This is a genomic window from Pseudomonas sp. NFX224, from assembly GCF_048565165.1.
Taxonomy (GTDB): domain Bacteria; phylum Pseudomonadota; class Gammaproteobacteria; order Pseudomonadales; family Pseudomonadaceae; genus Aquipseudomonas.
On record NZ_CP183416.1, the window covers coordinates 6,442,815 to 6,468,001 of the forward strand.

The following is a 25,187-nucleotide window of genomic DNA, read 5'->3' on the forward strand; positions in this document are numbered from 1 at the left end:
TGAAACCAGGAGCAGTCGCCATGAATCAGGAAGCCCGTTTTTCCCGCATGGAACCGGAGTTGCGCAAGGCCAATCTGATCGAGGCAACGCTGGTGTGCCTCAAGCGTCATGGTTTCCAGGGCGCCTCGATTCGCAAGATTTCCGCCGAGGCGGGCGTTTCGGTTGGCCTGATCAGCCATCACTATTCCGGCAAGGATGAGTTGGTGGCCGAGGCCTACATGGCGATCACCGGACGCGTCATGACGCTGTTGCGCGACGCCATGGAGCAAGCCGCACCCAACGCCCGCGAGCGTTTGTCGGCGTTTTTTCGTGGTTCGTTTTCCGCCGAATTGCTCGACCCGCAACTGATCGACGCCTGGCTGGCGTTCTGGGGTGCGGTGAAAACCGCCGAGGCGATCAACCAGGCTCACGATCATTCCTACGGCGAGTATCGCGCCATCCTGAGCAAAGTGCTGATGGAACTGGCGCAGGAAGAAGGCTGGGAAAACTTCGACGCCGATCTCGCGGCGATCAGCCTCAGTGCCTTGCTCGATGGCCTGTGGTTGGAATTGGGTCTGAACCCTGGCACGTTCACCCCGGAGCAAGGCATGCAGATTTGCGAGGCCTGGGTCGACGGTTTGCAGGCCGGTGGCCGGCAGCGCTTTTGCGGGCAGACGAGTAGCTGTTGATCGCCTGTTCAACAGTGGCTACTCTCTGGCGCGGATGCAATAAAACACTCTAATAAGAAATACGCCTTCGGGCTTGTGCGGGACACCCAGCAATGACTCCTCGGGTACTGATCGTCGACGACGATCCGCTGATTCGCGAACTGTTGCACGCCTACCTGTCCCAGGAAGGCTACGACGTTCATTGCGCCGCGACGGCGGAACTGGCCGAGGCCTTTCTGGTCAGCCAGGCCGTTGACCTGGTCATGCTCGATATCCGCTTGCCGGGCAAGGATGGCCTGACCCTGACCCGCGAACTGCGGGTGCGCTCGGAAGTCGGGATCATCCTGATCACCGGGCGCAACGATGAAATCGACCGCATCGTCGGCCTCGAATGCGGCGCCGATGACTACGTGATCAAACCGCTCAATCCGCGTGAACTGGTGTCGCGGGCGAAAAACCTGATTCGTCGGGTTCGTCATGCGCAGACTCCGCAACCGGTCGCGACGGTTTCCAAACCCGTCAAACAGTTTGCCGATTGGGCGCTGGACACCGACCGTCGACGCCTGATCGATCCCTCAGGCAGTGAAACCCTGCTGACCCACGGCGAATTCCAGTTGCTCAGCGTGTTCCTGCGCAACAGCGGCCACACCCTCAGCCGCGACCAGTTGATGGACCAGATCCGCAACCGCGAATGGGTGCCCAACGACCGCTCCATCGACGTACTGGTAGGCCGTTTGCGGCGCAAGTTGCACGACGACCCGGCCGAACCGCAACTGATCATCACCATCCACGGCGCCGGTTATCTGTTCACTGCCAGCCTGGCGGGGTGATGGCTGTGAGGCGGTTGTTCTTCCTGGTGTTGATACTGTTGGCGGGCAATGCGCCGGCAGCGGAAAAGGTCCGTTATTGCGATTATCCGGTGTACCCGCCGATTTCCTGGAGCGACGGCAAACAGGTCCGTGGCCTGGCGCCGAGCGTGGTGAAAAAACTGTTCGGCCAGCTCGGCTACGAAGTCGAAATCGTGGTGCTGGGCAACTGGAAGCGCTGCCTGCTCGACGCCGCCGAAGGCCGGGTCGATGTGGTGCTGGCCTACAGCACCGCGCAACGGGAACAAAGCATGCTGTTTTCCACGGTGCCGGTGCTGCGCGAAGAAGTGGCGTTGTTTGTCAATCGCCAGCATCCGGTGACATTCGAGCGGCTGGAAGATCTGTCCCGTTACCGTGGCGGCCTGCTGTTCGGTGAAAGCTACGGCGTGGAGTTCGATCGCATGGTCGCGCAAAACAACAACATCGAATGGGTCTCGGACAGCCGTCAGAATTTCGGCAAGCTGATTCGCGGGCGCATCGATTTCATCACCCAGGAGCGCCGCACCGGTGAGCTCTACGTGCAGAACCTGCCCGGTGCCCAAGACATCGTGGCCTTGCCCAAGGCCTTGAGCGTGGATTACTTGCGGGTCGCGGTTTCCCGCCGTTCGCCGCTGGCCGCGCGCATGCCGCGGATCAATGAACAATTGCAGCGCATGGTCGATGCCGGTGATATCGAACGCCTGCTCAATGAAAGCGAAGTGATCTACCGCGACATGATCAACCTGCCGGCGAACGCGCAATGATCCGCGCCCGGCCCGGTGGACTGTTGCGACGGCTGTTGCTGTTCATTCTGTTGTTCAGCCTGTGTTTCACCGTACTCGCCAGCAGCGTGCAGTTGTACATCGAGTACCGCCGGGAAATGCGCGACATCGACGCGCGTATGGCGCTGATTCGCGCCGGGTACCTGGCGAGCCTGGAACGCAGCCTGTGGGATTTGAACCAGGAGCAGTTGAACGTGCAGTTGCGCGGTCTGGTGGATTTTTCCGATGTGGCGCGGGTACACCTGACCAGCCCCGATTTCGATTTGCTGCACGGCAATCCTGAGCCGATCGGTCCACTGCGTATCGAGCGATTCCCCCTGGATTATCAACCGCCATCCGGCCCGTTGCGTCACCTCGGCGAACTCGAAGTCAGCACCGATCTGGGCGCGGTGTATCAGCGTCTGTATGCCACCGGGTTCACCAGTTTGTTGTGGATGGCGGTATTTCTCTGTGGACTGGCGGTGGCGCTGTCGGGGTTGTTTTATCGCTTGGTGACCCGGCACCTGAAAGTCATGGCCGAATTTGCCCGGCGCATTGCTGCCGGTGATTGGCACGAGCCGCTGCGTCTCGACAAGCAGCGCAGCGCGCAAAGAGACGAGATCGACACCGTGGCTTACGCCTTGGACGACATGCGCCGGGCGATCCTCAATGACATCGATCGCCGCGAAAGCGATCGCCTGGCCTTGCAGGATAACCGTGATGAATTGCTGAAAATGGTCGAGCGGCGCACCGCCAGCCTGATGCGCGCCAAGGACGAAGCCGAAGCGGCCAACCTCGCCAAGTCGCGATTCCTGGCGACCATGAGTCACGAACTGCGCACGCCGCTCAACGGCATTCTCGGAATGGCCGAATTGCTGCGCGGCGCCAGCCTGGATCAGCAGGACAGCAAGCGCCTGGATGCCTTGCACAAGGCGGGCGAGGGTTTGCTGACGATTCTTAATGAGGTGCTGTTTTTCGCCAAACTGGAGGAGGGCGCGAGCCTGCCCGAGCCGGTGGATTTCTCGATTCGCCAATTGCTCGACGAAGTGCTGACGCTGCTGGAGCCCAAGGCGCTGGATAACGACACGATCCTGCATTGCCGGGTCGACCAGCGGTTGGCCGAACATCATCACGGTGCCGAACAATTCTTGCGGCAAGTCTTGAGCAACCTGTTGGCCAATGCCATCAAGTTCACCGAGGGCGGCGAGGTCAGTGTCGAAGTGGCGTTGCTCACGCAGCCCGAAGGGGTTAGCGGCGATCGCCTGCGGGTGAGTGTCACCGACAACGGTATCGGCATTGCGCCGCAGATGCAGGCGAAGATTTTCGAGCGCTTCACACAGGCCAGCGAGGAAGTGGCGCAGCGCTTTGGTGGCACCGGGTTGGGACTGGCGATCTGCAAACATTTGGTCGAACAAATGGGCGGCAGTATCGGTGTCACCAGTGCAATCGCGCAGGGCAGTTGTTTCTGGTTCGAGCTGACGTTGCAACCCGCTACCGGCGTGACGGCGCCGTTGCCGTTGGCGGTGGCCGGGCCGGCATTGAAGGTGCTGGTGGTGGAGGACGTGGCGCTCAATCGCGACGTGGTCAAGGGTTTGCTGCAACGTGACGGCCATCAGGTGTGGCTGGCCGAGGAGGGTGAACAGGCGTTGGCGCAGTGCGCCGCGCACACTTTCGATCTGATTCTGCTGGATGTGCATCTGCCGGGCGTGAGCGGTGTGGATTTGTGTAAACAGATCCGCCGCCTCGACGGGCCGAACCGCGCCGCGCGTATTTTCGCCCTGACCGCGAGTGTGCAACCGGCATTGGTACGCGGTTATCTGGATGCCGGTATGGATGGCGTGCTGTCCAAACCGCTGAAGCTGGACAACCTGCGCAAGGTGCTGAGCGGGCAATTGATGACGCCAAAGCCGGTGCAGGATGACGTCGCCATCGACTGGCCGCTGCTGCAAACCCATCGCAATCTGCTCGGCGAGCAGAAGGTGCAAGGGTTGCTGGCGGTGCTGCGCGAATCGATCGTCCAGCATCGCGAGGCGTTGAACGAGGCCATCGAAGCCGACGACTTCACTGAGATTGCGCACCTGGCCCACCGTTTGGCAGGAAGCTGCGACTCACTGGGTTTTCGTGCCTTGGCCGGTGTGCTGAGATCAGTGGAAGAAGCGGCGCTGATTAACGATCAATCGGCCATTGAACAGTTGGCGCCTACGGTCCTTGAGCACTGCAAGCACGCGCTGCAAACGCTGGAGCACCTGTTGCAGAGCTGACGTACAAGTTTGTTACGACTTTTCACAACTTCGATCTTTACGTTCAACGGGACCTTACATGGCTTTCCAATAATCGACGCAACCGCCGCAGCGCGGTCTTCGAAGCTTATTGGAGATAATAATAATGAATGGCCGTAAAGCTGATCCGTCCCCGCGCCGTGACGCCCTGTCATGCGCTGTCCGCCTCATCGACGTGAGGCTGCGGACATGAGTGAACACAACGATCGCAAAGGCATCCAACTTACCCGCGCCCTGAAGAGCCGGCATATTTTCATGCTGTCGCTGGGTGGCGTGATCGGTACCGGGCTGTTCATGGGCTCCGGCGTGACTATCAATCAGGGGGGGCCGGTGGGGGCGATCCTGGCGTACCTGGTCGCCGGTTTCCTGATGTACCTGGTGATGGTCTGCCTCGGTGAGCTGTCGGTACAGATGCCGGTGTCCGGTTCGTTCCAGACTCACGCCACTAAATACATCGGGCCAGCCACCGGTTTCATGATCGGTTGGGTGTACTGGATGAGCTGGGCGACCACCGTCGGCCTGGAATTCACGGCCGCCGGCATGCTGATGACCCGCTGGTTTCCGGCGGTGCCGATCTGGTATTGGTCGGCGCTGTTCGTGGTGGTGCTGTTCGGCATCAATGCCATGGCGACCCGTGCGTTCGGCGAAGCGGAGTACTGGTTTTCGGGGATCAAGGTCGCGGCGATTCTGGGATTCATCGTCGTTGGCGTGCTGGTGATCTTCGGTGTGATGCCGCTGAGCAGCGGCGCACCGGCGCCAATGGCGACTAACCTGATTGGCGATTCGCTGTTCCCCAATGGCTTGTCCGCCGTGTTCGCGGTGATGATGACCGTGGTCTACGCCTTCCAGGGCTGCGAGATCATGGGCGTGGCTGCCGGCGAAACCGATCAGCCGGAAAAGAGCATTCCGCGTGCGGTGCGCAACGTGGTGTTCCGTGTGCTGATTTTCTACGTACTGGCGATCATCGTGCTGTCGGCCATTGTGCCGTGGCAGCAGGCGGGGCTGATGGAAAGTCCGTTCGTGCAGGTGTTCGACATGGTTGGCATTCCCTATGCCGCCGACCTGATGAACTTCGTGATCCTCACGGCAATCCTGTCGGTGGGCAACTCCGGGCTGTACGCCTCGACGCGGATTCTGTGGGCGATGTCGAAAACCGGCATGGCGCCCAAAAGCCTGTCGCCGCTGAGCAAACGTGGCGTGCCATTGCGCGCCTTGAGCATCACCCTGTGCTTTGCGCTGGTGTCGCTGATGACCAGTTTTGTCGCGGCCGACACCTTGTTCATGGTGTTGATGGCGGTGAGCGGCATGTCCGGCACCGTGACCTGGATCGTCATCGCGCTGGCCCAATACAAATTCCGCAAGGCCTACCTGCGTGAGGGCGGCAAACTCAGCGACCTGAAATACCGCGCGCCGTGGTTCCCGGTGCTGCCGCTGATGTGCATCACGCTGTGCTGTTCGCTGTTCGTGTTCCTGGCATTGGATGAAACCCAGCGGCCGTCGCTGTACTGGGGCTTCGGGTTTATTGCGCTGTGTTATGGCGCGTACTTCCTGATTCATCGCAAGCGGCAGGGCGTGTTGGCGCCGAGCTTGCCGACTGCTTAATTCCTTCAATCCAGCACATCCCCTGTGGGAGCCAGCCTGCTGGCGATAGCGGTGTATCAGTCAACAGAGATGTTGAATGTGATGCCGTCATCGCCAGCAGGCTGGCTCCTACAGTTGTTTTTGTGGTGCCTGTGGGCAGTTGTTCGAAGTTGTAACAGCGTTAGCCGCCAGAATCCGTAATTTCTAGAAAAAACCTTTAAATACAATCTGATAGCTGATTTTTATAGCTGTTACAGCTTATTTTTTCGCCGATTGCCGCCTTACTGAACACTCGTTTAGTATGGCCTCAAGTCGCATCACCTCAGACCAATCACAATAATTCGAGGATTCGCATGACTACTCATGATTCGTTGCTCAGTCAGGTCGAAGCAGGCGTTGCCTGGATCACGCTCAATCGCACCGCTCAGCGCAATGCGCTGGACATCCCGACGCTGAAAAACCTGCATGCCTTGCTCGATACTTTCAATGCCGATCCTGCCGTGCGCGTCGTCGTGTTGACCGGCAGCGGACGCAGCTTCTGTGCCGGCGCCGACCTCGATGAGTGGGCCGACGCCGAAGCCCGGGGCGCGCTGGAAACCTACGGCTGGACCGAAACCGCCCACGCCCTGATGACCCGCCTGCACAGCCTGGAAAAACCGACCATCGCCGCCATCAACGGCACCGCTGTCGGCGCCGGGATGGACTTGACCCTGTGCTGTGACCTGCGCATCGCCGGGCAGTCCGCACGCTTCAAGGCCGGTTACACCAGCATGGCGTATTCGCCGGACGCCGGTGCCAGCTGGCACCTGCCGCGCCTGATTGGCAGCGAACAAGCCAAGCGCCTGTTGTTTCTCGACGAATTGTGGGGCGCTGACCGTGCCCTTGACGCCGGTCTGGTCGGCGATGTCTGCGCCGACGATCAACTGCTGACCGTCGCCAACGAACTGGCCACGCGCCTCGCCGCCGGACCGACCTTCGCCTTCGCCCAGACCAAAAAGCTCATGCGTGAAGGCGCCGAGCGCAGCCTGCCAGAACAACTGCAAGCAGAACTGGCCGCCGGCCTGCTCTGCGGGCGCAGCGAAGACGGCAGCGAAGCCCTGCGCGCGGCCATGGAAAAACGCCCGGCGCGCTTTATTGGCCGCTAAGCCTCGCACCCCTCTATTAGCACACGAACAACAGGTAGCACCATGAATTTCCAACTGACCCAAGAACAAGAAATGTTGGTGGACTCGGTACGCAGCTTCGTCGAAAAGGAGCTGCTGCCCTACGAAACCGAGGTCGATCGCGCCGATGAGGTTTCCCCGGAACTGGCCGCACAGATTCGCGGCAAGGCGATTGCCGCCGGTTTCTATGCCTTCAACATGCCGGAAGAGGTGGGCGGTGGCGGTCTGGACTACCTGTCCCAGGCGCTGATTGAGCGTGAGTTGTCGAAGGTGTCCTGGGCGCTGCATGTGTTCGTCGCCCGGCCGTCGAAAATCCTCATGGCCTGCACCGGCGACCAGATCAACGACTACCTGCTGCCGTGCATCCAGGGCGAGAAAATCGACTGCTTCGCCCTGACCGAGCCGGGCGCCGGCTCCGATGCCAATGCCATCAAGACCCGCGCCGTGCGTGAAGGCGATGATTTCATCCTCAACGGCAGCAAGCATTTCATCAGCCATGCCGGCCATGCCGATTTCGCCATCGTCTTCGCCGTGACCGACACCTACGAACACAACGGCCGCAAGCGTAACGCCGTGACCTCGTTCCTGGTCGACCGCAACACGCCGGGCATGACCATCCGCCGTGGCCCGAAGTGCGTGAGCAACCGTGGTTATCACACCTTCGAAATGTTCTTCGACGATTGCCGCGTACCGGCCAGCAAAGTGCTGGGCGAAATCGGCAAGGGCTGGGACGTGGCCAACGCCTGGCTGACCGCCGGGCGCGTGATGGTCGCGGCCAACTGCGTCGGCCAGGCGCAACGGGCGCTGGACGTTTCGCTGCAATGGGCGGCTGACCGCAAGCAATTCGGCCAGGCCATCGGCAACTTCCAGGGCGTGTCGTTCAAGCTGGCCGACATGGCCACGCAAATCCGCGCGGCTGAACTGCTGACCCTGCACACCGCGTGGAAAATGGACCAAGGCACCATGACCGATGGCGAGGCCGGCATGGCCAAGCTGTTCGCCAGTGAAGTGCTCGGCCGTGCGGCTGATGAGGCGGTACAGATCTTTGGCGGCATGGGCCTGATGGATGAAAGTCCGGTGGAGCGTATCTGGCGTAACGCGCGGATCGAGCGGGTCTGGGAAGGCACTTCGGAAATCCAGCGCCACATCATTTCCCGCGAATTGCTGCGGCCACTGTTGCGCTGATCGTCCCGGAGAATTGCCATGTCCCAATCCATTCGCGACAACCTCAAGCGCATGCTCGCGCCGCAACACGTGGCGTTTGTCGGCGGCCGCAGCATGGCGCGCGCGCTCAAGCGCTGTGCCGAGGGCGGCTACCAAGGGCAAATGTGGCTGGTCAATCCGCAGCACGACAGCCTTGAAGGCGTACCGTGCGTGCGCAGCATTGCTGACCTGCCGTGTGGCCCTGATGCAGTCTTCATTGCCACCAATCGCGACCTGACACTGACTTGCGTCGCCGAACTGGCCGCCATCGGCGCGGGCGGGGCGATCTGCTACGCCTCGGGTTTCGCCGAGACCGGCGCCGAAGGCCAGGCCCTGCAACAAAAATTGCTCGAAGCCGCCGGCAACATGGCCTTGCTCGGCCCCAACTGCTACGGCCTGCTCGACTACCTGCACAGCTCCGCGCTGTGGCCGGTGGCCCACGGCGGCAAAGCGGTAGAGAAGGGTGTGGCAGTGCTGACCCAGAGCGGCAACTTCGCCTACAACCTGTCGATGAGCGACCGCTCGCTGCCGGTGGCCTACATGGCCTCGGTCGGCAATCAGGCGCAACTGGGCGTGGCCGAACTGCTGGACGTGCTGCTCGACGAGCCGCGCGTTACGGCCATCGGCCTGCACCTTGAAGGCCTGAAAAACGTACCGGGTTTCGCCCGCGCCGCGCACAAGGCATTGGAGAAGGGCATTCCGATCATCGCCCTGAAAACCGGCGTGTCGCAGATCGGTGCCGAACTGGCCTTGAGTCACACCAGTTCGCTGTCCGGTTCCGATGCGTTGTACGACGCGCTGTTCGATCGTCTCGGGGTGATCCGCGTCAGTGGCCCGGTGAGTTTTGTCGAAACCCTGAAAGCCGCCGCGTGCGGCAAACTGCCAGCGGGCAACAGCCTGATCGCACTGGCCTGTTCCGGTGGCGATGCCGGGCTGATTGCCGACTACTCCGAGCGCAACGACCTGGGTTTGCCGAAACTCGATGACGGCCAGGTCGGCGAACTGGCGCAGGTGCTGCCGACCTACGCCAACCTCGTCAATCCGCTGGATTTCACCACGGCGATCTGGGGTGACGGCGATGCCTTGAACACCATGCTCGACAGCGCCCTGCGGACCGAGGCCGATGCAGCGATGCTGGTGCTCGACTACCCGGCGCAGTTCACCGGCGAACGCAAGGAGTGCGACCTGCTGCTGGACCTGTTTTGCAAGGCGCTGGTGCGTCACGGCAAGACCGGCTTTGTCACTTCGGCGTTCCCTGAATTGCTGCCGGCCCATGCCCGTGAGCGTCTGCATGCCCAAGGCGTGGCGGCGTTGCAAGGTGTCGAGGATGGTTTGGCGGCGTGGGGCCGTATTGCCGGTTACCAGTGTAATCGTCAGGCCTTGCTGGAGCTGGGTGAATCGGCATTGGTGCCGCTGTCCCCGCAAGCACTGACAACCGAAGGTGAATTGCTCAACGAGTGGGATTCCAAACAGGCGTTGAAAGCCTTCGGCCTGCCGATTCCAAACGGCGTTTTGAGCACTGCGCAGAATGCCTTGAAGGATGCCGAGTCATTGGGCTATCCGCTGGTACTCAAAGCCGTCAGCGCGCAACTGCCACACAAGACCGAAGCCGGAGCCGTGGCTCTGAATCTCAAGGATGGCGCGGCGTTGAGCGCGGCACTGGACAAGATGAACGCGAGCATCGCGGCTTATGCGCCGGGCGTTCCTTTCGATGAGTTGCTGCTGGAACCGATGGCCAAGCCACCACTGGCCGAGCTGATCGTTGGCATCAAGCGCGAAAACGATTTCGGCCTGGCACTGGTGATTGGCGCTGGCGGGATTCTGGTGGAGTTGCTCAAGGACAGTCGCAGCCTGTTGCTGCCGACCACCGACGGCGCGATCCGCAATGCCTTGTTGAGCCTGCGCAGCGCGGCATTGCTGCAAGGTTTTCGCGGTCGTGAAGCGGCGGATCTTGATGCGTTGGTCACGGCGATCCGTGCCGTGGCCGACTACGCCTGCGAGAACGCCGGTCAATTGCTCGAACTCGATGTGAACCCATTGTTGGTCGGTGCCGATGGCACGACGGCGGTCGACGCGTTGATTCGCCTCGGCCATGCGTGAGGATCTGAACATGCAAAGCAAAACCTTGACCGGTGGCCAGGCGCTGGTGCGCCTGTTGGCCAACTACGGCGTCGACACCGTGTTCGGCATTCCCGGCGTGCACACCCTGGAGCTGTATCGCGGCCTGCCCGGCAGCGGCATTCGCCACGTGCTGACCCGTCATGAGCAGGGTGCCAGTTTCATGGCTGACGGCTATGCGCGAGTCAGCGGCAAACCCGGCGTGTGTTTCGTCATCACCGGCCCCGGCGTGACCAACGCCGCCACCGGCATCGGCCAGGCCTACGCCGACTCGATTCCAATGCTGGTGATTTCCAGCGTCAACCACACCGCCAGTCTCGGCAAGGGCTGGGGCATCCTGCACGAATGCCAGGACCAGCGCGCCATAACCGCGCCGATCACCGCGTTCTCGGCCGTAGCATTGACCGCCGAAGACCTGCCGGAACTGATCGCCCGTGCCTACGCGGTGTTCGACAGCGAGCGTCCGCGCCCGGTGCACATTTCGGTGCCGCTGGACGTGTTGGCGGCACCGATTGCCCGCGACTGGAGCAACGACGTGGTGCGTCGTCCGGGGCGTGGTCCAGCATCCGCCACGGCACTCGATGAAGCGGTGGCCAAACTCAACAGCGCAAAACGGCCGATGATCATCGCCGGTGGTGGTGCGTTGAAGGCTGTTTCGGAGCTGCAAGAAATCAGCACCCGTTTGGCCGCACCGCTGTTCACCAGCGTCGCCGGCAAAGGCTTGCTGCCTCCAGACGCACCGCTCAATGCCGGCTCATCGTTGTGCGTGGAGCCGGGCTGGAACTTGATCGCCGAAGCCGACGTCGTGCTGGCGGTCGGCACCGAAATGGCCGACACCGATTTCTGGCGCGAACGTTTGCCGCTCAATGGCGAGCTGCTGCGGGTGGATATCGATCCGCGCAAGTTCAACGACTTCTATCCATGCGCGGTGGCGTTGCACGGCGATGCGCAACAGACCCTCAGTGGCTTGTTGGAACGTCTGCCGTCCGACGTGCGCGACGCCGGCGCAGCCGTTGCCTCGGTGGCTGCACTGCGGGAAGCGGTCAAGGCCAGCCATGGCCCGTTGCAGTCGATTCATCAATCGATTCTCGAGCGCATTGCTGCGGAGTTGCCGGAAAACGCGTTCATCAGCACCGACATGACGCAACTGGCCTACACCGGCAACTACGCCTTCGACAGCCAGGCAATCCGCAGCTGGTTGCACCCGACCGGCTACGGCACGTTGGGCTATGGCTTGCCGGCTGGTATCGGCGCCAAATTCGGTGCGCCGCAACGTCCGGGTCTGGTGCTGGTGGGCGACGGCGGTTTCCTCTACACCGCGCAGGAACTGGCGACGGCGGTCGAGGAACTGGACACCCCGCTGGTGGTGCTGCTGTGGAACAACGATGCCCTGGGGCAGATCCGCGACGACATGCTCGGCCTGGACATCGAACCGATCGGCGTATTGCCACGCAACCCGGATTTCGCCGCCCTTGGCCGTGCGTTCGGTTGCACCGTGACCCAGCCGCAAAGCCTGGCCGAATTGCAAACCGACCTGCGCCACGGCTTCAAGCGTAACGGCGTGACGCTGATCGAACTCAAGCATGCCTGTGCGCATTGATGTGTATTTCAAGGGGATGAAGCCATGCGCTTTTCCGATCTGACTCAACGTATTGCCGGTGACGGCGCCGCCGCATGGGATATCCATTACCGTGCGCTGGCCATGCGCGAGCAAGGCGAAGACATTCTGTTGCTGTCCGTGGGCGATCCGGATTTCGACACGCCGGTACCCATCGTGCAAGGCGCCATCGACAGCCTGCTGAACGGCAACACCCACTATGCCGAGGTGCGCGGCAAGCGTGCCTTGCGTGAAGCCATCGCCAAGCGTCATCGCCAGCGCAGTGGCCAAACCGTCTCGGCGGATCAGGTCACGGTGCTGGCCGGGGCGCAATGTGCGCTGTTCAGCGTTGCCCAATGCGTACTCAATCCGGGCGATGAAGTGATCGTCGCCGAACCGATGTACGTCACCTACGAGGCGGTATTCGGTGCTTGCGGCGCCGTCGTCGTGCCAGTGCCGGTGCGTTCGGAAAACGGTTTCCGCGTGCTGCCGGAAGACGTGGCGACACGCATCACCCCGCGTACCCGGGCGCTGGCCCTGAACAGCCCGCACAACCCATCCGGCGCAAGCCTGCCGCGCAGCACCTGGCAGGCGTTGGCCGAACTGTGCATCGGCCACGACCTGTGGCTGATGTCCGATGAGGTCTACAGCGAACTGCTGTTCGACGGTGAACACGTCAGCCCTGCGAGCCTGCCGGGCATGGCCGAACGTACCGCGACGCTCAACAGCCTGTCGAAATCCCACGCCATGACCGGTTGGCGCGTCGGTTGGGTGGTGGCGCCGCCATCGCTGGCCGCGCACCTGGAAAACCTCGCGTTGTGCATGCTCTACGGTTCGCCGGATTTCATCCAGGACGCCGCCGTCATCGCGCTGGAAAGCAACTTGCCAGAGCTGGACGCCATGCGCGAAGCCTATCGCCAGCGCCGCGATCTGGTCTGCGACAGCCTTGCCGGTTGCCCCGGTGTGCGGGCGTTGAAGCCCGATGGCGGGATGTTCGTGATGGTCGACATCCGCGAAACCGGTCTCAGCGCCCAGGCGTTTGCCGATCGCTTGCTCGATCGCCACGGCGTTTCGGTGTTGGCCGGTGAAGCTTTCGGGCCAAGCGCCGCCGGGCACATCCGCCTCGGCCTGGTGGTCGGCGCCGCTCCGCTGCGTGATGCCTGTCAGCGCATCGCCCGTTGTGCCCACGAATTAATGGAGGCTCAGGTCCATGCTTAACCACAAGGCACTGTTTATTGATGGCCGCTGGCAAACCCCGTCGGGGCAGGGTATCGCCGAGGTGATCAACCCGGCCACCGAGGAAGTGGCCGGCAGCGTACCGCTGGGTGATGAGCGTGATGTCGACAACGCTGTGGCGGCCGCACGCAAAGCGTTTGGATCATGGTCGCGTACGCCTTCCAGTGTGCGCGCCGGTTATATCCGCGCACTCGCCGAACAACTGCGGGTTCGTGCCGATGAAATGGCGGCGGTGATCACCGCTGAACTGGGCATGCCGGTGCAGTGGTGTCGCTCGGTGCAGGTTGACGGGCCGATCGAGGGCCTTGAGCAATACGTCGAACTGGCGCACCTGATGGACGAAGTGCGCGAGGTCGGCAATTCGCTGGTGATTCGCGAAGCGGTCGGTGTCTGTGCCTTCATCAACCCGTGGAATTACCCGCTGCACCAGTTGATCGGCAAGCTCGCACCCGCACTGGCCGCGGGTTGCACGGTGGTGGTCAAGCCGAGCCAGGAAACGCCGCTGCACGCGTTTTTGCTGGCGCAGATGATCGAAGCCATCGGCCTGCCGGCCGGGGTGTTCAACCTGGTCAGCGGACCGGGATCGAAAGTCGGCGAAGCATTGGCCAGACACCCGGACGTGGACATGGTGTCGTTCACCGGCTCCACCGGCGCCGGCGTTCGCGTCGCACAAGCGGCGGCGCCTTCGGTGAAGCGGGTGTGCCTGGAACTGGGCGGCAAGTCGCCGCTGTTGATCGCCGAGGATGCCGATCTGGCGGCGGCAGTGCGTTACGGCGTGCAGGACGTGATGATCAACTCCGGCCAGACCTGCACCGCGTTGACCCGCATGCTGCTGCCGGCCAGTCGTTATGCCGAAGCCGTTGAATTGGCGTTGGCTGAAACGCTGAGCCTGCGCATGGGCGATCCACTCGACCCGCAAAGTTTCCTCGGCCCGATGTGCTCGGCAGGGCAAAAGCGCACGGTGCTCGATTACATCAAGGTCGGTCAGCAGGAAGGCGCGCGTCTGTTGTGCGGTGGTGACACGCCGTCAGCATTTGAACGCGGTTTCTATGTCAGCCCGACGCTGTTCGCCGATGTCGACAACCGCATGCGCATCGCCCAGGAAGAGATCTTCGGACCGGTGCTGTGCCTGATTCCTTACGCCGATGAGGCGCAAGCGATCCAGATTGCCAATGACTCGCCGTTCGGCCTGTCCAGCGGCGTTTGGGCCGGTAGCGCCGAGCGCGCCTTGCAGCTGGGTCGGCAGATGCGCGCCGGCCAGTGCTTCCTCAATGGGGCGGCGTTCAACTATCAGGCGCCGTTCGGTGGCTACAAACAGTCGGGCAATGGTCGGGAATGGGGGGAAGAAGGGCTGAACGAATTCGTCGAAATGAAGGCGATTCAGGTGTGACCGTTGGCGATTCAAACGTTGTAAGCACCGGGCCATGGCCCGGTGTTTGGCGTGGTTTTGAATTGGAATTCTATTAGCGTTTGATCAGGGGCAATGCAATGAGCGATAACAAAAACAAGATTACTCAAGCGAACCATGAATTCAGTTTTCCGCGCCGGGACTTTCTCAAGTACAGCGCGACTGCAGCCGCGGTAGTCGGGGCGTTCTCCATGGGCCTGCCGTTGGGTGCGTTCGCCGAGGAAGCCACACCTAAGCCCGGTGGCGTCCTGCGCCTGGGCCTGGCCGGTGGCAGCACCACGGACTCCAAGGACCCGGGCTCGTGGGCCGACACCTTCACCTTCGTCGGTTTCTCGGCGGTCTATAACACCCTGACTGAAATTGCCGTCGACGGCACAGCGATCCCCGAACTGGCCGAGAGCTGGACGTCCACGCCCGATGCACGTATCTGGACCTTCAAAGTCCGTCCGGGCGTGACCTTCCACAACGGCAAAACCCTGGACGCCAATGATGTGGTGGCGTCGATCCAGCATCACCTGGGCGAACAATCCACCTCGGCGGCCAAAACCGTGCTCGGCGATGTCGCCAAAGTCAGCGCCAATGGCAGCGACAGCGTGGTGTTCGAATTGAAGTCGGGCAACGCCGATTTTTCCTATGTGGTCGCCGACTATCACCTGGTCATTCTGCCGAGCAAGGACGGCGTGCCCGACTGGAAGGCCGGTGTCGGCACCGGCGGTTATCGCCTCAAGGATTTCGAACCGGGTGTGCGCATGACCCTGGAACGCAGCCCCGATTACTGGAAACCGGGCCGTGCGCACTTCGCCAGCGCCGAGCTGATCGCGATTGCTGACGGTGCAGCCCGGGTCAATGCACTGGTCACCGGCCAAGTGGACGTGATCAACAAGGTCGACCTGAAAACCGTGGCGTTGCTCAAGCGCAACCCGAACCTGGTGATTGAGGAAACCAAAGGCGCGCAGCACTACACCTTCCCGATGCTCACCGACAGCCAGGTGTTCCAGAACAACGACGTGCGCCTGGCGATGAAGCACGCGATCAACCGCGAAACCTTGCTGGCTTCCGTGCTGCATGGCTATGGCCTGGTGGGCAACGACCATCCGATCCAGCCTGGCAGTCGCTTCATCAATACCGCGCTGGAACAACGCACCTACGATCCGGACAAGTCGCGCTTCTACCTGAAAAAGGCCGGCCTGGATTCGCTCAAGGTTCGCCTGCAAGCCTCCGATGCAGCCTACACCGGTGCCGTCGACGCCTCGGTACTGTTCAAGGAACAGGCACGTGCGGCCGGGATCGACATCGACGTGGTCCGTGAACCCGCCGATGGTTTCTTCTCCAACGTGTGGATGAAGCAACCGTTCACCACGTCGTTCTGGTACTCCAGCCTGACCGCCGACCGCATGTTCAGCATCGGTTACGCCAAGGGGGCGGCATGGAACGAAACCCACTGGGATAACACGCGTTTCAATCAACTGCTCAACGCCGCCCGCGGCGAGATGAACGACCCGCTGCGCCGCGAGATGTACAACGAAATGCAGGCGCTGTGCCGCGATGACGGCGGGGCGATTGTGCCGCTGTTCGCCAGCTCTGTGGCGGCGCGTTCCAGCCGGGTGAGTCATGGTGGACAGACCGCGCCGTACGGCGAGCTGGATGGGTTGCGGGTGATTGAGCGGTGGTGGCAGGCCTGAGGAAATTGTCGATGCAATGAAGACCCCCTGTAGGAGCGTCATTGTTTTCTGAAGCGTGCCCAATCCAAGGAATTGCACGATGAGAAGTATTTTCAAGCTGTTAGGGCAGCGTTTGGCCTTGGGCCTGCTGTCGCTGTTCGCCGTATCGGTGATCATTTTTCTCGCCGTCGGCCTGCTCCCGGGTGACATCGCCCAGGCCATGCTCGGCCAATCCGCCACCCCGGAAACCGTGGCCGCTTACCGCGCACAACTGGGCCTGGACCTGCCGCCGCTGACCCGTTTCGGTCACTGGATCTGGCAATTGCTGCACGGTGACCTCGGCGTGTCGCTCGCCAACCAGCGGCCAATCGCCGAACTGGTCGGCGCGCGTTTGGGCAACACTTTCAGCCTCGCATTGCTGGCGGCGCTGGTGTCGGTGCCATTGGCGTTGCTGCTGGGCATGCTCGCGGCGTTGTACCGCAACAGCTGGTTCGACCGTTTGCTCAACACCTCGGCCTTGAGCGCGGTGTCGTTCCCCGAGTTCTTCGTCGCCTACATCCTGATCCTGGTGTTCGCGGTGAAGCTCAACTGGTTCCCGAGCATTTCCAACCTGGCGCCGGACGCGTCCCTCGGCACGATTCTGGAACGCTCGGTATTGCCGGTGGCAACACTCAGCCTGGTGGTGATCGCACAGATGATGCGCATGACCCGCGCCTCCCTGATCAACCTGCTCGCCAGCCCCTACATCGAAATGGCCCGGCTCAAGGGTATCAGCCAGTCGCGGATCATCTTTCGCCATGCTTTGCCCAACGCCTTGGCACCGATCGTCAACGTCGTCGCGTTGAACCTGGCGTACCTGGTGGTCGGCGTGGTGGTGGTCGAAGTGGTGTTTGTGTATCCGGGGCTCGGCCAGTTGCTGGTCGACTCGGTGGCCAAGCGTGACATCCCGGTGGTGCAGGCGTGCAGCCTGATCTTTGCCGCGACGTACATCCTGCTCAACACCAGCGCCGATGTGCTGTCGATTGCCAGCAACCCACGCCTGATGCATCCGAAGGGGTAGTCCATGAACGTGTTCAAACAGTTAATGCGGGCGCCGCTGAGCGCGAAGTTCGGGCTGCTGGTGATCGTGCTGTACATCTTTGTCGCGTTATTTGCACCGATTTTGGCGCCGTTTGGCGAAACCCAAGTGGTGGGCGAGGGCTTTGCGCCATGGGGCGGGCAGTTCCTGTTGGGCACCGATAACCTCGGGCGCGACATGTTCAGCCGCCTGGTCTACGGCGCACGCAACACCCTGGGCATTGCCTTCCTGACCACGGTGCTGGCGTTCTTGCTCGGCGGCTCGTGCGGTTTGATCGCTGCAATCAAGGGCGGTTGGGTCGATCAGGGTTTGTCGCGGGTGGTGGACATCCTGATGGCGATTCCGCAACTGATCTTTGCCTTGCTGATCCTCAGCGTGGTTGGCACCACGGCGACCTCGCTGGTACTGGTGATCGCGCTGCTGGACGCGACCCGGGTGTTTCGCCTGTCCCGCGCCGTGGCGATGAACGTGGTGGTGCAGGACTTCGTCGAAGCCGCACGCCTGCGCGGTGAAGGCCTGTACTGGCTGGTGACCCGCGAAGTGCTGCCGAACGCGGCGGCGCCGTTGATTGCCGAATTCGGTCTGCGGTTCTGCTTCGTGTTCCTATTCATCAGTGCGCTGTCGTTCCTCGGCCTCGGTATTCAACCGCCCACCGCCGATTGGGGCAGCATGGTCCGCGATAACGCGGTGCTGATCACCTTTGGCGACATTAGCCCGTTGCTGCCCGCCCTGGCCGTGGCCTTGATCACGGTCAGCGTCAACTTCGTCGTCGACTGGATGCTGCACAAATCCAGCGGCCTCAAGGAATGCTGAACATGACGACTACCCAACCTTTGCTGGAAATCCGCGACCTGCACATCGAAGGTCACTACGAAGACGCATGGCATCCGCTGATCAAGGGCATCGACCTGACATTGCAACGCGGCGAGGTACTGGGGCTGATCGGTGAATCCGGCGCGGGCAAGTCGACCCTTGGCCTGTCGGCCATGGGTTACACCCGCGACGGTTGCCGGATCACCGGTGGCTCGGTGCATTTCGACGGCATCGATTTGCTCAAGGCCAAACCCGATGCCCTGCGCAAGTTGCGTGGTTTGCGCATCGCGTATGTGGCGCAGAGCGCAGCAGCCTCGTTCAACCCGGCCCATCGGCTGATCGATCAACACGTCGAAACGGCAGTCAAGAACGGCGGCATGAGCCGCGAACAGGCGATGCGCGAAGCCGTCGAGTTGTATCGCGTGCTGCGCCTGCCCAATCCCGAAACCATCGGCCAACGCTATCCGCATCAGGTTTCCGGCGGCCAGTTGCAACGTGTCATGACCGCGATGGCCATGGCCTGTCACCCGGACCTGATCATCTTCGACGAACCGACCACCGCGCTGGACGTCACTACCCAGATCGAAGTGCTGGCGGCGATTCGCGATGCAGTGGCCACCTACGGCAGCGCCGCGATCTACATCAGTCATGACCTGGCGGTGGTCGCGCAAATGGCTGACCGCATCATGGTGCTGCGCCACGGCAAACTGGTGGAGGAGGCCGAGACCCGCCAAATGCTCGGCGACCCTCAAGAGGATTACACCAAGTCGTTGTGGGCGGTGCGCAGTTTCCGCACTGAACCCAAGGCCTGCCCGCACCAGGAAAAACCGCTGCTGGAACTGCGTAACAGCTGCGCCAGCTACGGTCAGCAACCAGTGCTGCACGACGTGTCGCTGAAACTCTATCGCGGCCAGACCCTGGCGGTGATTGGCGAATCCGGCAGCGGCAAAAGCTCCACGGCGCGCTTGATCACCGGCCTTTTACCGCCGACTTACGGCCAGGTGCTGTACGACGGCGAGCCACTGCCAGCGGACTTCCGTCAGCGCAGCAAGGAGCAGCTGCGGCGCATCCAGATGATTTATCAGATCCCCGACACGGCGTTGAACCCACGCCAGCGCATCGTCGACATCATCGGCCGGCCGCTGACGTTCTACCTCGGCCTCAAGGGCAAGGCCATGCGCGCGCGGGTCGCCGAGTTGCTGGAAATGATCGAACTCGACCCGGCGACCTTCATGGAGCGCCAGCCCCGTGAATTGTCCGGCGGACAAAAGCAACGCATCTGTATTGCTCGGGCACTGGCGGCCGACCCACAATTGATCATCTGCGACGAAGTCACCTCGGCCCTCGATCAACTGGTGGCCGAAGGCGTGCTCAAGCTGCTCAACCGCATTCAACAACAACTCGGCGTCGCCTACCTGTTCATCACCCATGACGTCGCCACGGTGCGGGCGATTGCCGATGAAGTGCTGGTGATGCAACGGGGCAGGGTGGTCGACCACGGCTCGCGCAACCAGATTTTCACCCCACCACATCAGGATTACACCGGACTGTTGTTCTCGTCCGAACCGCAAATGGACCCGGACTGGCTCGACCAATTGCTGGCCAGCCGCGCGACCGTAAACGCATCCGATTCGCTGGAAAAAGTCTAAGGAATCACCATGAAAGTACTGATCGTTCACGCCCACCCGGAACCAAAATCCTTCACCGCCGCCCTGCGGGACCAGGCTGTCGCCACCCTTGAAGCCCAGGGCCATGAAGTGCAAGTCAGCGACCTGTACCAAATGAACTGGAACCCGGTGGCCAGCGACGCGGACTTCTCGTCACGGGAAAACCCCGAATACCTGGTCTATGCGCTGGAACAACGCCTGGGCGTGAAGAGCCAGTCGCTGGCGGCCGACATCCAGGCCGAACTCGACAAACTGCTGTGGGCCGACCTGCTGATCCTCAACTTCCCGATCTTCTGGTTCTCCGCCCCGGCCATGCTCAAGGGCTGGATCGACCGGGTGCTGGTGTCGGGCATCTGCTATGGCGGCAAGCGTTTCTACGACCAGGGTGGTTTGGCGGGTAAGAAGGCGCTGGTGACGGTGACCCTGGGCGGGCGTGAGCATATGTTTGGCGACGGGGCGATCCACGGTCCGCTGGAGGACATGTTGCGGCCGATCCTGCGTGGCACGTTGGCGTATGTCGGGTTCGATGTGCTGGAACCGTTCGTGGCCTGGCACGTGCCTTACATCAGTGAAGAGGCGCGGCAGCAATTTCTGGTTGATTACGGGCAGCGGCTGCAGCATCTGAGTGATGAGCAGCCGCTGGTGTTTCCGAAGTTGGCGGAGTTTGATGACAAGCTGTACCCACTGGTCACGAACGCCTGACCAACCCCACACATCCTGTGGGAGCCAGCCTGCTGGTGATGAGGGCATCAGCTTCGCCATCGCGAGTAAGTTCGCTCCCCAAGGGGCTGGGTGTTTTGAAGCGTGAGTTAATGGCCGTTGGGCGATTGCCTCAGGCAGGCACCGGGCGTGAACTACACTGTTTCTACTTCACCCAGTCCGGCTGCTGTCGGAGGTCATGATGAATAGGTTGCCACCCATCGGCCTGTGCGTCGCTTTGTCGCTTTTCAGTGCCCAGGGATGGGCACAGTCGGTGGTACCGATGAAAGGCCAGAGTTCGCAACAAACCCAAGCAGACATCACCGAGTGCAATAACATCGCCGCCAGTCAAACGGCGTCGACATCCTCGACACCTTCTGGCGGGCGGGTCAAAGGTGCCGCGGCGGGCGCTGTCGCCGGGGCCACGGCGGCCCAGGTACGCGGGCGTCAGCACGATGAGTTTTATGATCGCGTCGACGACGACAACAAGCAGGATTATCGCCAGGACCGCGCCAAGCAGACCGCCGCGGCAGGCGTGGTAGTGGGCGGCTCGCGCCAGCGTCAGGAGCGCCGCGAACAGGACAAAACCAACAGCGCAAACACCGCCACGGCCTACACCAGTTGCCTGCAAGGCAAGGGCTATCAGGTCAATCCCTGACGATACTCAACCCCTACAAAATCGTGTTGGCGTCAGGTTGTTTTTGCCGCTGATCGAGCAGATGCACCATCAAGCACGCATACAGCGTCACGCCGATGAAGAGTGTCATGCGCACGGCGAACGCGGTTTGCACGTCCTTGCCCGCGACACTGTCCTGCACCGACTGACCCAACAGGATAACCAGGGTCATCAGGCTGTTGAGCCAGAATCCCGGGCTCAAGCGAGTCGATTTCAAGCCATACAGTCTGCGCGCCAGGAACAGGGCAAACAGCAGCATCCATAAAAAGAACATCCACAGGTGCACGAACAGGCTCAGCGCATTCCAGAACAGGAAGGCCAGCAAGCCACCGAGCAGGGTCGAGCCGATCAGCTCGCGGGCGGCATTGCGCGCGCTGGTCGTTTCACTTTGCTGACCGAGGTTGACGGCCTTGAGCACGATGGGCAGGTAAGTGGCCGGATCGATCAGCGCCAGCAAGAAGGCCGGAATCACGATCAGGGTGGCGCGCAATGCCACCCGGTCGACTTCGCTCGCCGGAAAAACTGGCGGGACGGGTGGCGCTGGGGCGTTGGCCGGTTCGGGGAACAGCCAATGACTGAACATGCCGACCACCACCGCCAGCATCAGCCCCGCGACCATAGCCTTGATGACCATCACCGCCAGGCCAAAATCGGCCACGCCCGCTGAAGAAATCATGGTCAGGCCAATCACCAGAAACGTGACGATCAGATTGCTGCCACCGCGCAAGCCAAAGCGAAACACCAGAAACAAACACAAACCGATCACCAGCACGCCGCTGTTGGGGTAATAGCGCAGTAGCGGGATCAGCAGCAGGCCACTGCCGGTGGTCAGCATTGCAGCCACCGCCAGCACCAAGGCTGCCTTGAATGGCAGCGGACGATTGGCCGAGGCCAGCAGCAGCGCGCACAGCACCGGCGCCAGAAAGGGAATCGGCAGTGCCAGGCCAAAACTGATCGCCAGGCACACCGCGGTGCCAGTGGCCAGGCGCAATGCACGCTGCGCCCTCGGCGAGCGCTGTTGCTTAGTAAACATACGACAACCAACTCATCAGCCGCAGAAACACATGGCCAAGCGGGTTCAACAGGTTGCCTTCGCTGGGGAACGCCATGACTTCGGCCTGACCACCGGCACGGATCGCACGGTTGTCGCGCAGCATCGCCAGCGACTCAGGGGAAAACTCGATGATCACCGGAAAACGCTGGGCCGGCCGCAGCCAGTCGCGGCTGTTCTGCACGGTGGGCAGGCTGCCGGGCGGGGCGGGCTGACCGACGCTGACACCGTAGCCGATGCTGCGCACGCGGCCCTCGAACACTTCACCGGGCAGGGCGTCCAATACGATCGACACGGGGGTCTCGGTCTTGACCAGGCCCAGGTTGTTTTCGGTCATGTCGGCGCTGATCCACACATCATGGATCGCGATCAGGGTCATCACCGGGTTGCCGGCCGCCGCGAACTGGCCGACATCGGTGCGCAGGTCAGTGATCAGACCGGCCGAACGGGCGCGGATCTGTGTATTGGAGAGGTCCAGTTCAGCCTTCGACAGCGCCGTGGCAGCGCTGCGCAGTTGGGCGTTGTCTTCCTCGCTACCGCCCTCCGTTTCCTTGGCGCGCTGCACTTCGGCGCGGGCCGCCGCGACGCTGCTCACGGCGGCTTCGCGGTTGGCGCGGGACACTTCCAGCAGGCGCACGGAAATGGTTCCGGGGTCTTCGCGATACAAACCTTCAAGCCGCTGATTGTCCTGACGCGCTTTCAGTTCGTTGGCCTGTGCGGCCCGCAGACTGGCTTGCGCCGAGGCGATGCCGGCGGTGCTGGCGCCGATCTGCCGACGGGTGGATTCGAGGTCCGCACGGGCGCGGTCGACGGCGATCTGGTACGGCTGCGGGTCGATCTCGAAAATCACTTCCCCGGCCTTGACGTCTTGATTGTTGCGCACGTTGACCCGGACGACCCGCCCAGCCACTTCCGCCGCCACCGGAATCACAAACGCGCTGACCCGTGCCTGTTGCGTATAGGGCGTGAATCGGTCCGCCAGCAGATACCACGCGAGGCTGAGCACGATCAGCAGCAGCACCCATTTGATACCTTTTTTCGTCGGGTCAGCAGCGGGCTCCGCTGCTGGCGGCGCGGCGTCGGAGCTGGGAGGGACGGCTTCAGTCATTGGCTTTTACCGGGTTGGCTAAAGGGGCGGCGGGTTGCGCGGAAGGGGGCTCGGCCAGCAGGTCGCCCCAATCGGTGCGTTGTTCCATTTGCCGGCGCGTGGCGGAATCGATTTTTGGCTGGCCGCTGTACCAGCCGCCACCGAGGGCCTTGTACAGGGCGATCATGTTGCTCACCGCGTCGCCACGGCTGACCAGGTAACTGTCCTGGAGTTCGAGCAACGCGCGTTGCGCATCCAGCACCCGCTGGAAGTCCGAGTAGCCTTCGCGGTACAGCGTGTTGGCCAGTTCCAGCGAGCGTTTCGCCGCGCCTTCGGCTTCGCGCAGGATGCGTTCGCGCTGTAACGAGCGGGTCACGCCGTTGGCGGCATCGTCGGCTTCGCGCGCGGCCTGTCGAACCTTGTCGCGGTAAACCTCGATCAACTGCTGCAAACGGGCGTCCTGCACGCGCACGTTGTTGCTGATCCGGCCATAGTCGAACACGTTCCAGCGCAGGCTCGGGCCGCCGATCAGATCAAGGCTGCGGGACGTGCCGCTGAGAGTGTCGCCGGACCAGACGATGCTGCCCAACAGCGTCAGCGACGGATAGAAATCGGTCTCGGCCACGCCGATCAGCGCGGACTGCGCGGCGACATTCAGTTCGGCGGCGCGCACGTCGGGGCGGCGCAGCAGCAGGTTGGCGGGGACATCCTGCAGCACGGCGCGGTCCACCAGCGGAATCAGTCCGGTATTTTCCGCCATCATCGGCAGCGCTCCGGGCGGACGGCCGATCAATACCCCTAAGGCGTTGCGAATACGGCCGATCTGGTCTTCCAGAAGCGGGATCGTGCTCAAGGTGCCCAGGTATTGGGTCTTGGCTTGTTGCAGGTCGAGCTCGGCGGTCTGGCCGCTGTTGAACAGTTTTTCGGTGATCTCGTAATTACGTTGTTGCTGACGGGCGTTTTCCCGGGCTACCCGCAGACGTGCCTCGGTGGTGCGCAGGGAAAAGTAGGTGTCGGCGACTTGCGCCCGCAGCAGGACCAGCGCGTCGTCATAGTTGGCTTCGGCCGCGAAATAGCTGGCGTCGGACGACTCGATGGCGCGACTGAAACGTCCCCAGAAATCCAGTTCCCAACCGACATCGAACCCGGCGCTGTGCTGCCAGAAATGGCTGTCGACCGGGTTGTTGCCACCGTATTGCCGACGGTTGACGTACAGGCTGTCGACACTGACTTGCTGTAATTGCGGATAGAGACCGCTCTGGGCAATGCCTAATTGCGCGCGGGCTTCCATCACGCGCAAACCGGCAATCTTCAGGCTTGAGTTGTGGGCGTCCGATTCAGCGATCAGTTGATTCAGCGTCGGGTCTGCAAATATTTGCCACCATTGACGAATGTCCGGTTGCTGAGCCCGTTGGCTGGCGTGTTCGAGCTCGGGGGTGTTCCAGTGTTCGACCCACGCCTCGCCGGGCGGCTGGAAGTCCGGGCCCAACCGCACGCAACCACCGAGTGCAAGCACGGCAAACAGCAGTAGCTGGCTTGTACCTGGATGCATCGTCCGTTTTCCCGACCAAAGAATCTCCCAGCAGCATAGACGTCCGGATGGAAGCCGGTTTGTTT

The 25,187-nt window shown here is 62.0% G+C and carries 20 protein-coding genes; 17 read left to right on the top strand and 3 right to left on the bottom strand.

All coding sequences use genetic code 11. The features are described from left to right. The first annotated feature begins 20 nt into the window (after positions 1 to 20). From ACNYC6_RS29590 to ACNYC6_RS29670, 17 genes are all read left to right on the top strand, one after another. Positions 21 to 668: a TetR family transcriptional regulator C-terminal domain-containing protein gene (locus ACNYC6_RS29590; protein WP_419710404.1), complete on the top strand. Its 648-nt coding sequence runs from the start codon at positions 21 to 23 to the stop codon at positions 666 to 668. 92 nt (positions 669 to 760) lie between these two features. Further along, entirely contained in the window at positions 761 to 1,477 is a 717-nt protein-coding gene (locus ACNYC6_RS29595; RefSeq protein ID WP_419710405.1) for a response regulator, read from the top strand. Further along, the gene (locus ACNYC6_RS29600; protein WP_419710406.1) at positions 1,477 to 2,256 is read left to right on the top strand and encodes a substrate-binding periplasmic protein; all 780 of its coding nucleotides are present in this window, start codon (positions 1,477 to 1,479) and stop codon (positions 2,254 to 2,256) included. The genes ACNYC6_RS29595 and ACNYC6_RS29600 overlap by 1 nt, the downstream gene beginning before the upstream one ends. Continuing rightward, positions 2,253 to 4,514, top strand: a complete 2,262-nt coding sequence (locus ACNYC6_RS29605; RefSeq protein WP_419710407.1) for an ATP-binding protein — start codon at positions 2,253 to 2,255, stop codon at positions 4,512 to 4,514. The genes ACNYC6_RS29600 and ACNYC6_RS29605 overlap by 4 nt, the downstream gene beginning before the upstream one ends. Positions 4,515 to 4,721: 207 nt before the next feature. Next, complete coding sequence (locus tag ACNYC6_RS29610; RefSeq protein ID WP_419710408.1) at positions 4,722 to 6,134, top strand: amino acid permease; 1,413 nt, start codon at positions 4,722 to 4,724, stop codon at positions 6,132 to 6,134. A 332-nt stretch (positions 6,135 to 6,466) separates the two neighbouring features. Next, positions 6,467 to 7,258, top strand: a complete 792-nt coding sequence (locus tag ACNYC6_RS29615) for an enoyl-CoA hydratase/isomerase family protein (protein WP_419710409.1) — start codon at positions 6,467 to 6,469, stop codon at positions 7,256 to 7,258. Positions 7,259 to 7,300: 42 nt separating this feature from the next. Continuing rightward, positions 7,301 to 8,461 carry an acyl-CoA dehydrogenase family protein gene (locus ACNYC6_RS29620; RefSeq protein WP_419710410.1) on the top strand — a complete coding sequence of 387 codons (1,161 nt, stop codon included), beginning with the start codon at positions 7,301 to 7,303 and terminating at the stop codon, positions 8,459 to 8,461. Positions 8,462 to 8,479: 18 nt separating this feature from the next. Next, complete coding sequence (locus ACNYC6_RS29625) at positions 8,480 to 10,579, top strand: acetate--CoA ligase family protein (RefSeq protein ID WP_419710411.1); 2,100 nt, start codon at positions 8,480 to 8,482, stop codon at positions 10,577 to 10,579. Positions 10,580 to 10,589: 10 nt separating this feature from the next. Beyond that, positions 10,590 to 12,197: a 5-guanidino-2-oxopentanoate decarboxylase gene (locus ACNYC6_RS29630; protein ID WP_419710412.1), complete on the top strand. Its 1,608-nt coding sequence runs from the start codon at positions 10,590 to 10,592 to the stop codon at positions 12,195 to 12,197. A gap of 24 nt (positions 12,198 to 12,221) precedes the next feature. Next, positions 12,222 to 13,412, top strand: coding sequence for a pyridoxal phosphate-dependent aminotransferase (locus tag ACNYC6_RS29635; RefSeq protein WP_419710413.1), 1,191 nt, complete (start codon positions 12,222 to 12,224; stop codon positions 13,410 to 13,412). After that, complete coding sequence (locus ACNYC6_RS29640) at positions 13,405 to 14,820, top strand: aldehyde dehydrogenase family protein (protein ID WP_419710414.1); 1,416 nt, start codon at positions 13,405 to 13,407, stop codon at positions 14,818 to 14,820. The genes ACNYC6_RS29635 and ACNYC6_RS29640 overlap by 8 nt, the downstream gene beginning before the upstream one ends. A 98-nt stretch (positions 14,821 to 14,918) precedes the next feature. Then, entirely contained in the window at positions 14,919 to 16,520 is a 1,602-nt protein-coding gene (locus ACNYC6_RS29645; RefSeq protein WP_419710415.1) for an ABC transporter substrate-binding protein, read from the top strand. Positions 16,521 to 16,599: 79 nt separating this feature from the next. After that, on the top strand, positions 16,600 to 17,559 hold the full coding sequence (locus ACNYC6_RS29650) for an ABC transporter permease (RefSeq protein WP_338581011.1): 960 nt from the start codon (positions 16,600 to 16,602) through the stop codon (positions 17,557 to 17,559). Positions 17,560 to 17,562: 3 nt separating this feature from the next. Further along, positions 17,563 to 18,390, top strand: a complete 828-nt coding sequence (locus ACNYC6_RS29655; RefSeq protein WP_419710416.1) for an ABC transporter permease — start codon at positions 17,563 to 17,565, stop codon at positions 18,388 to 18,390. Between the two features lie 2 nt (positions 18,391 to 18,392). Continuing rightward, a complete protein-coding gene (locus ACNYC6_RS29660) occupies positions 18,393 to 20,039 on the top strand; it encodes an ABC transporter ATP-binding protein (protein ID WP_419710417.1) in 1,647 nt (548 codons plus the stop codon). Positions 20,040 to 20,048: 9 nt separating this feature from the next. Further along, complete coding sequence (locus ACNYC6_RS29665) at positions 20,049 to 20,759, top strand: NAD(P)H-dependent oxidoreductase (protein ID WP_419710418.1); 711 nt, start codon at positions 20,049 to 20,051, stop codon at positions 20,757 to 20,759. A gap of 199 nt (positions 20,760 to 20,958) precedes the next feature. Further along, positions 20,959 to 21,414 carry a hypothetical protein gene (locus ACNYC6_RS29670; protein WP_419710419.1) on the top strand — a complete coding sequence of 152 codons (456 nt, stop codon included), beginning with the start codon at positions 20,959 to 20,961 and terminating at the stop codon, positions 21,412 to 21,414. A 13-nt stretch (positions 21,415 to 21,427) separates the two neighbouring features. Here ACNYC6_RS29670 and ACNYC6_RS29675 read toward each other — a convergent pair whose 3' ends face one another. From ACNYC6_RS29675 to ACNYC6_RS29685, 3 genes are read right to left on the bottom strand one after another with little or no spacing between them, the layout of a single operon-like run. Next, positions 21,428 to 22,465 carry a DUF2955 domain-containing protein gene (locus ACNYC6_RS29675; RefSeq protein WP_419710420.1) on the bottom strand — a complete coding sequence of 346 codons (1,038 nt, stop codon included), beginning with the start codon at positions 22,463 to 22,465 and terminating at the stop codon, positions 21,428 to 21,430. Then, the gene (locus tag ACNYC6_RS29680; RefSeq protein WP_419710421.1) at positions 22,455 to 23,591 is read right to left on the bottom strand and encodes an HlyD family secretion protein; all 1,137 of its coding nucleotides are present in this window, start codon (positions 23,589 to 23,591) and stop codon (positions 22,455 to 22,457) included. Before ACNYC6_RS29680 ends, ACNYC6_RS29675 begins: the two co-directional genes overlap by 11 nt. Continuing rightward, entirely contained in the window at positions 23,584 to 25,122 is a 1,539-nt protein-coding gene (locus tag ACNYC6_RS29685; RefSeq protein WP_419710422.1) for an efflux transporter outer membrane subunit, read from the bottom strand. Before ACNYC6_RS29685 ends, ACNYC6_RS29680 begins: the two co-directional genes overlap by 8 nt. Between the last annotated feature and the right edge of the window lie 65 nt (positions 25,123 to 25,187).

Coding starts and splice junctions, on each gene's coding strand:
- ACNYC6_RS29595 (WP_419710405.1), top strand. CDS start 761: ATGACTCCTCGGGTACTGATCGTCGACGACGATCCGCTGATTCGCGAA.
- ACNYC6_RS29590 (WP_419710404.1), top strand. CDS start 21: ATGAATCAGGAAGCCCGTTTTTCCCGCATGGAACCGGAGTTGCGCAAG.
- ACNYC6_RS29625 (WP_419710411.1), top strand. CDS start 8,480: ATGTCCCAATCCATTCGCGACAACCTCAAGCGCATGCTCGCGCCGCAA.
- ACNYC6_RS29605 (WP_419710407.1), top strand. CDS start 2,253: ATGATCCGCGCCCGGCCCGGTGGACTGTTGCGACGGCTGTTGCTGTTC.
- ACNYC6_RS29675 (WP_419710420.1), bottom strand. CDS start 22,465: ATGTTTACTAAGCAACAGCGCTCGCCGAGGGCGCAGCGTGCATTGCGC.
- ACNYC6_RS29650 (WP_338581011.1), top strand. CDS start 16,600: ATGAGAAGTATTTTCAAGCTGTTAGGGCAGCGTTTGGCCTTGGGCCTG.
- ACNYC6_RS29680 (WP_419710421.1), bottom strand. CDS start 23,591: ATGACTGAAGCCGTCCCTCCCAGCTCCGACGCCGCGCCGCCAGCAGCG.
- ACNYC6_RS29665 (WP_419710418.1), top strand. CDS start 20,049: ATGAAAGTACTGATCGTTCACGCCCACCCGGAACCAAAATCCTTCACC.
- ACNYC6_RS29615 (WP_419710409.1), top strand. CDS start 6,467: ATGACTACTCATGATTCGTTGCTCAGTCAGGTCGAAGCAGGCGTTGCC.
- ACNYC6_RS29635 (WP_419710413.1), top strand. CDS start 12,222: ATGCGCTTTTCCGATCTGACTCAACGTATTGCCGGTGACGGCGCCGCC.
- ACNYC6_RS29685 (WP_419710422.1), bottom strand. CDS start 25,122: ATGCATCCAGGTACAAGCCAGCTACTGCTGTTTGCCGTGCTTGCACTC.
- ACNYC6_RS29645 (WP_419710415.1), top strand. CDS start 14,919: ATGAGCGATAACAAAAACAAGATTACTCAAGCGAACCATGAATTCAGT.
- ACNYC6_RS29620 (WP_419710410.1), top strand. CDS start 7,301: ATGAATTTCCAACTGACCCAAGAACAAGAAATGTTGGTGGACTCGGTA.
- ACNYC6_RS29670 (WP_419710419.1), top strand. CDS start 20,959: ATGAATAGGTTGCCACCCATCGGCCTGTGCGTCGCTTTGTCGCTTTTC.
- ACNYC6_RS29640 (WP_419710414.1), top strand. CDS start 13,405: ATGCTTAACCACAAGGCACTGTTTATTGATGGCCGCTGGCAAACCCCG.
- ACNYC6_RS29630 (WP_419710412.1), top strand. CDS start 10,590: ATGCAAAGCAAAACCTTGACCGGTGGCCAGGCGCTGGTGCGCCTGTTG.
- ACNYC6_RS29610 (WP_419710408.1), top strand. CDS start 4,722: ATGAGTGAACACAACGATCGCAAAGGCATCCAACTTACCCGCGCCCTG.
- ACNYC6_RS29600 (WP_419710406.1), top strand. CDS start 1,477: ATGGCTGTGAGGCGGTTGTTCTTCCTGGTGTTGATACTGTTGGCGGGC.
- ACNYC6_RS29660 (WP_419710417.1), top strand. CDS start 18,393: ATGACGACTACCCAACCTTTGCTGGAAATCCGCGACCTGCACATCGAA.
- ACNYC6_RS29655 (WP_419710416.1), top strand. CDS start 17,563: ATGAACGTGTTCAAACAGTTAATGCGGGCGCCGCTGAGCGCGAAGTTC.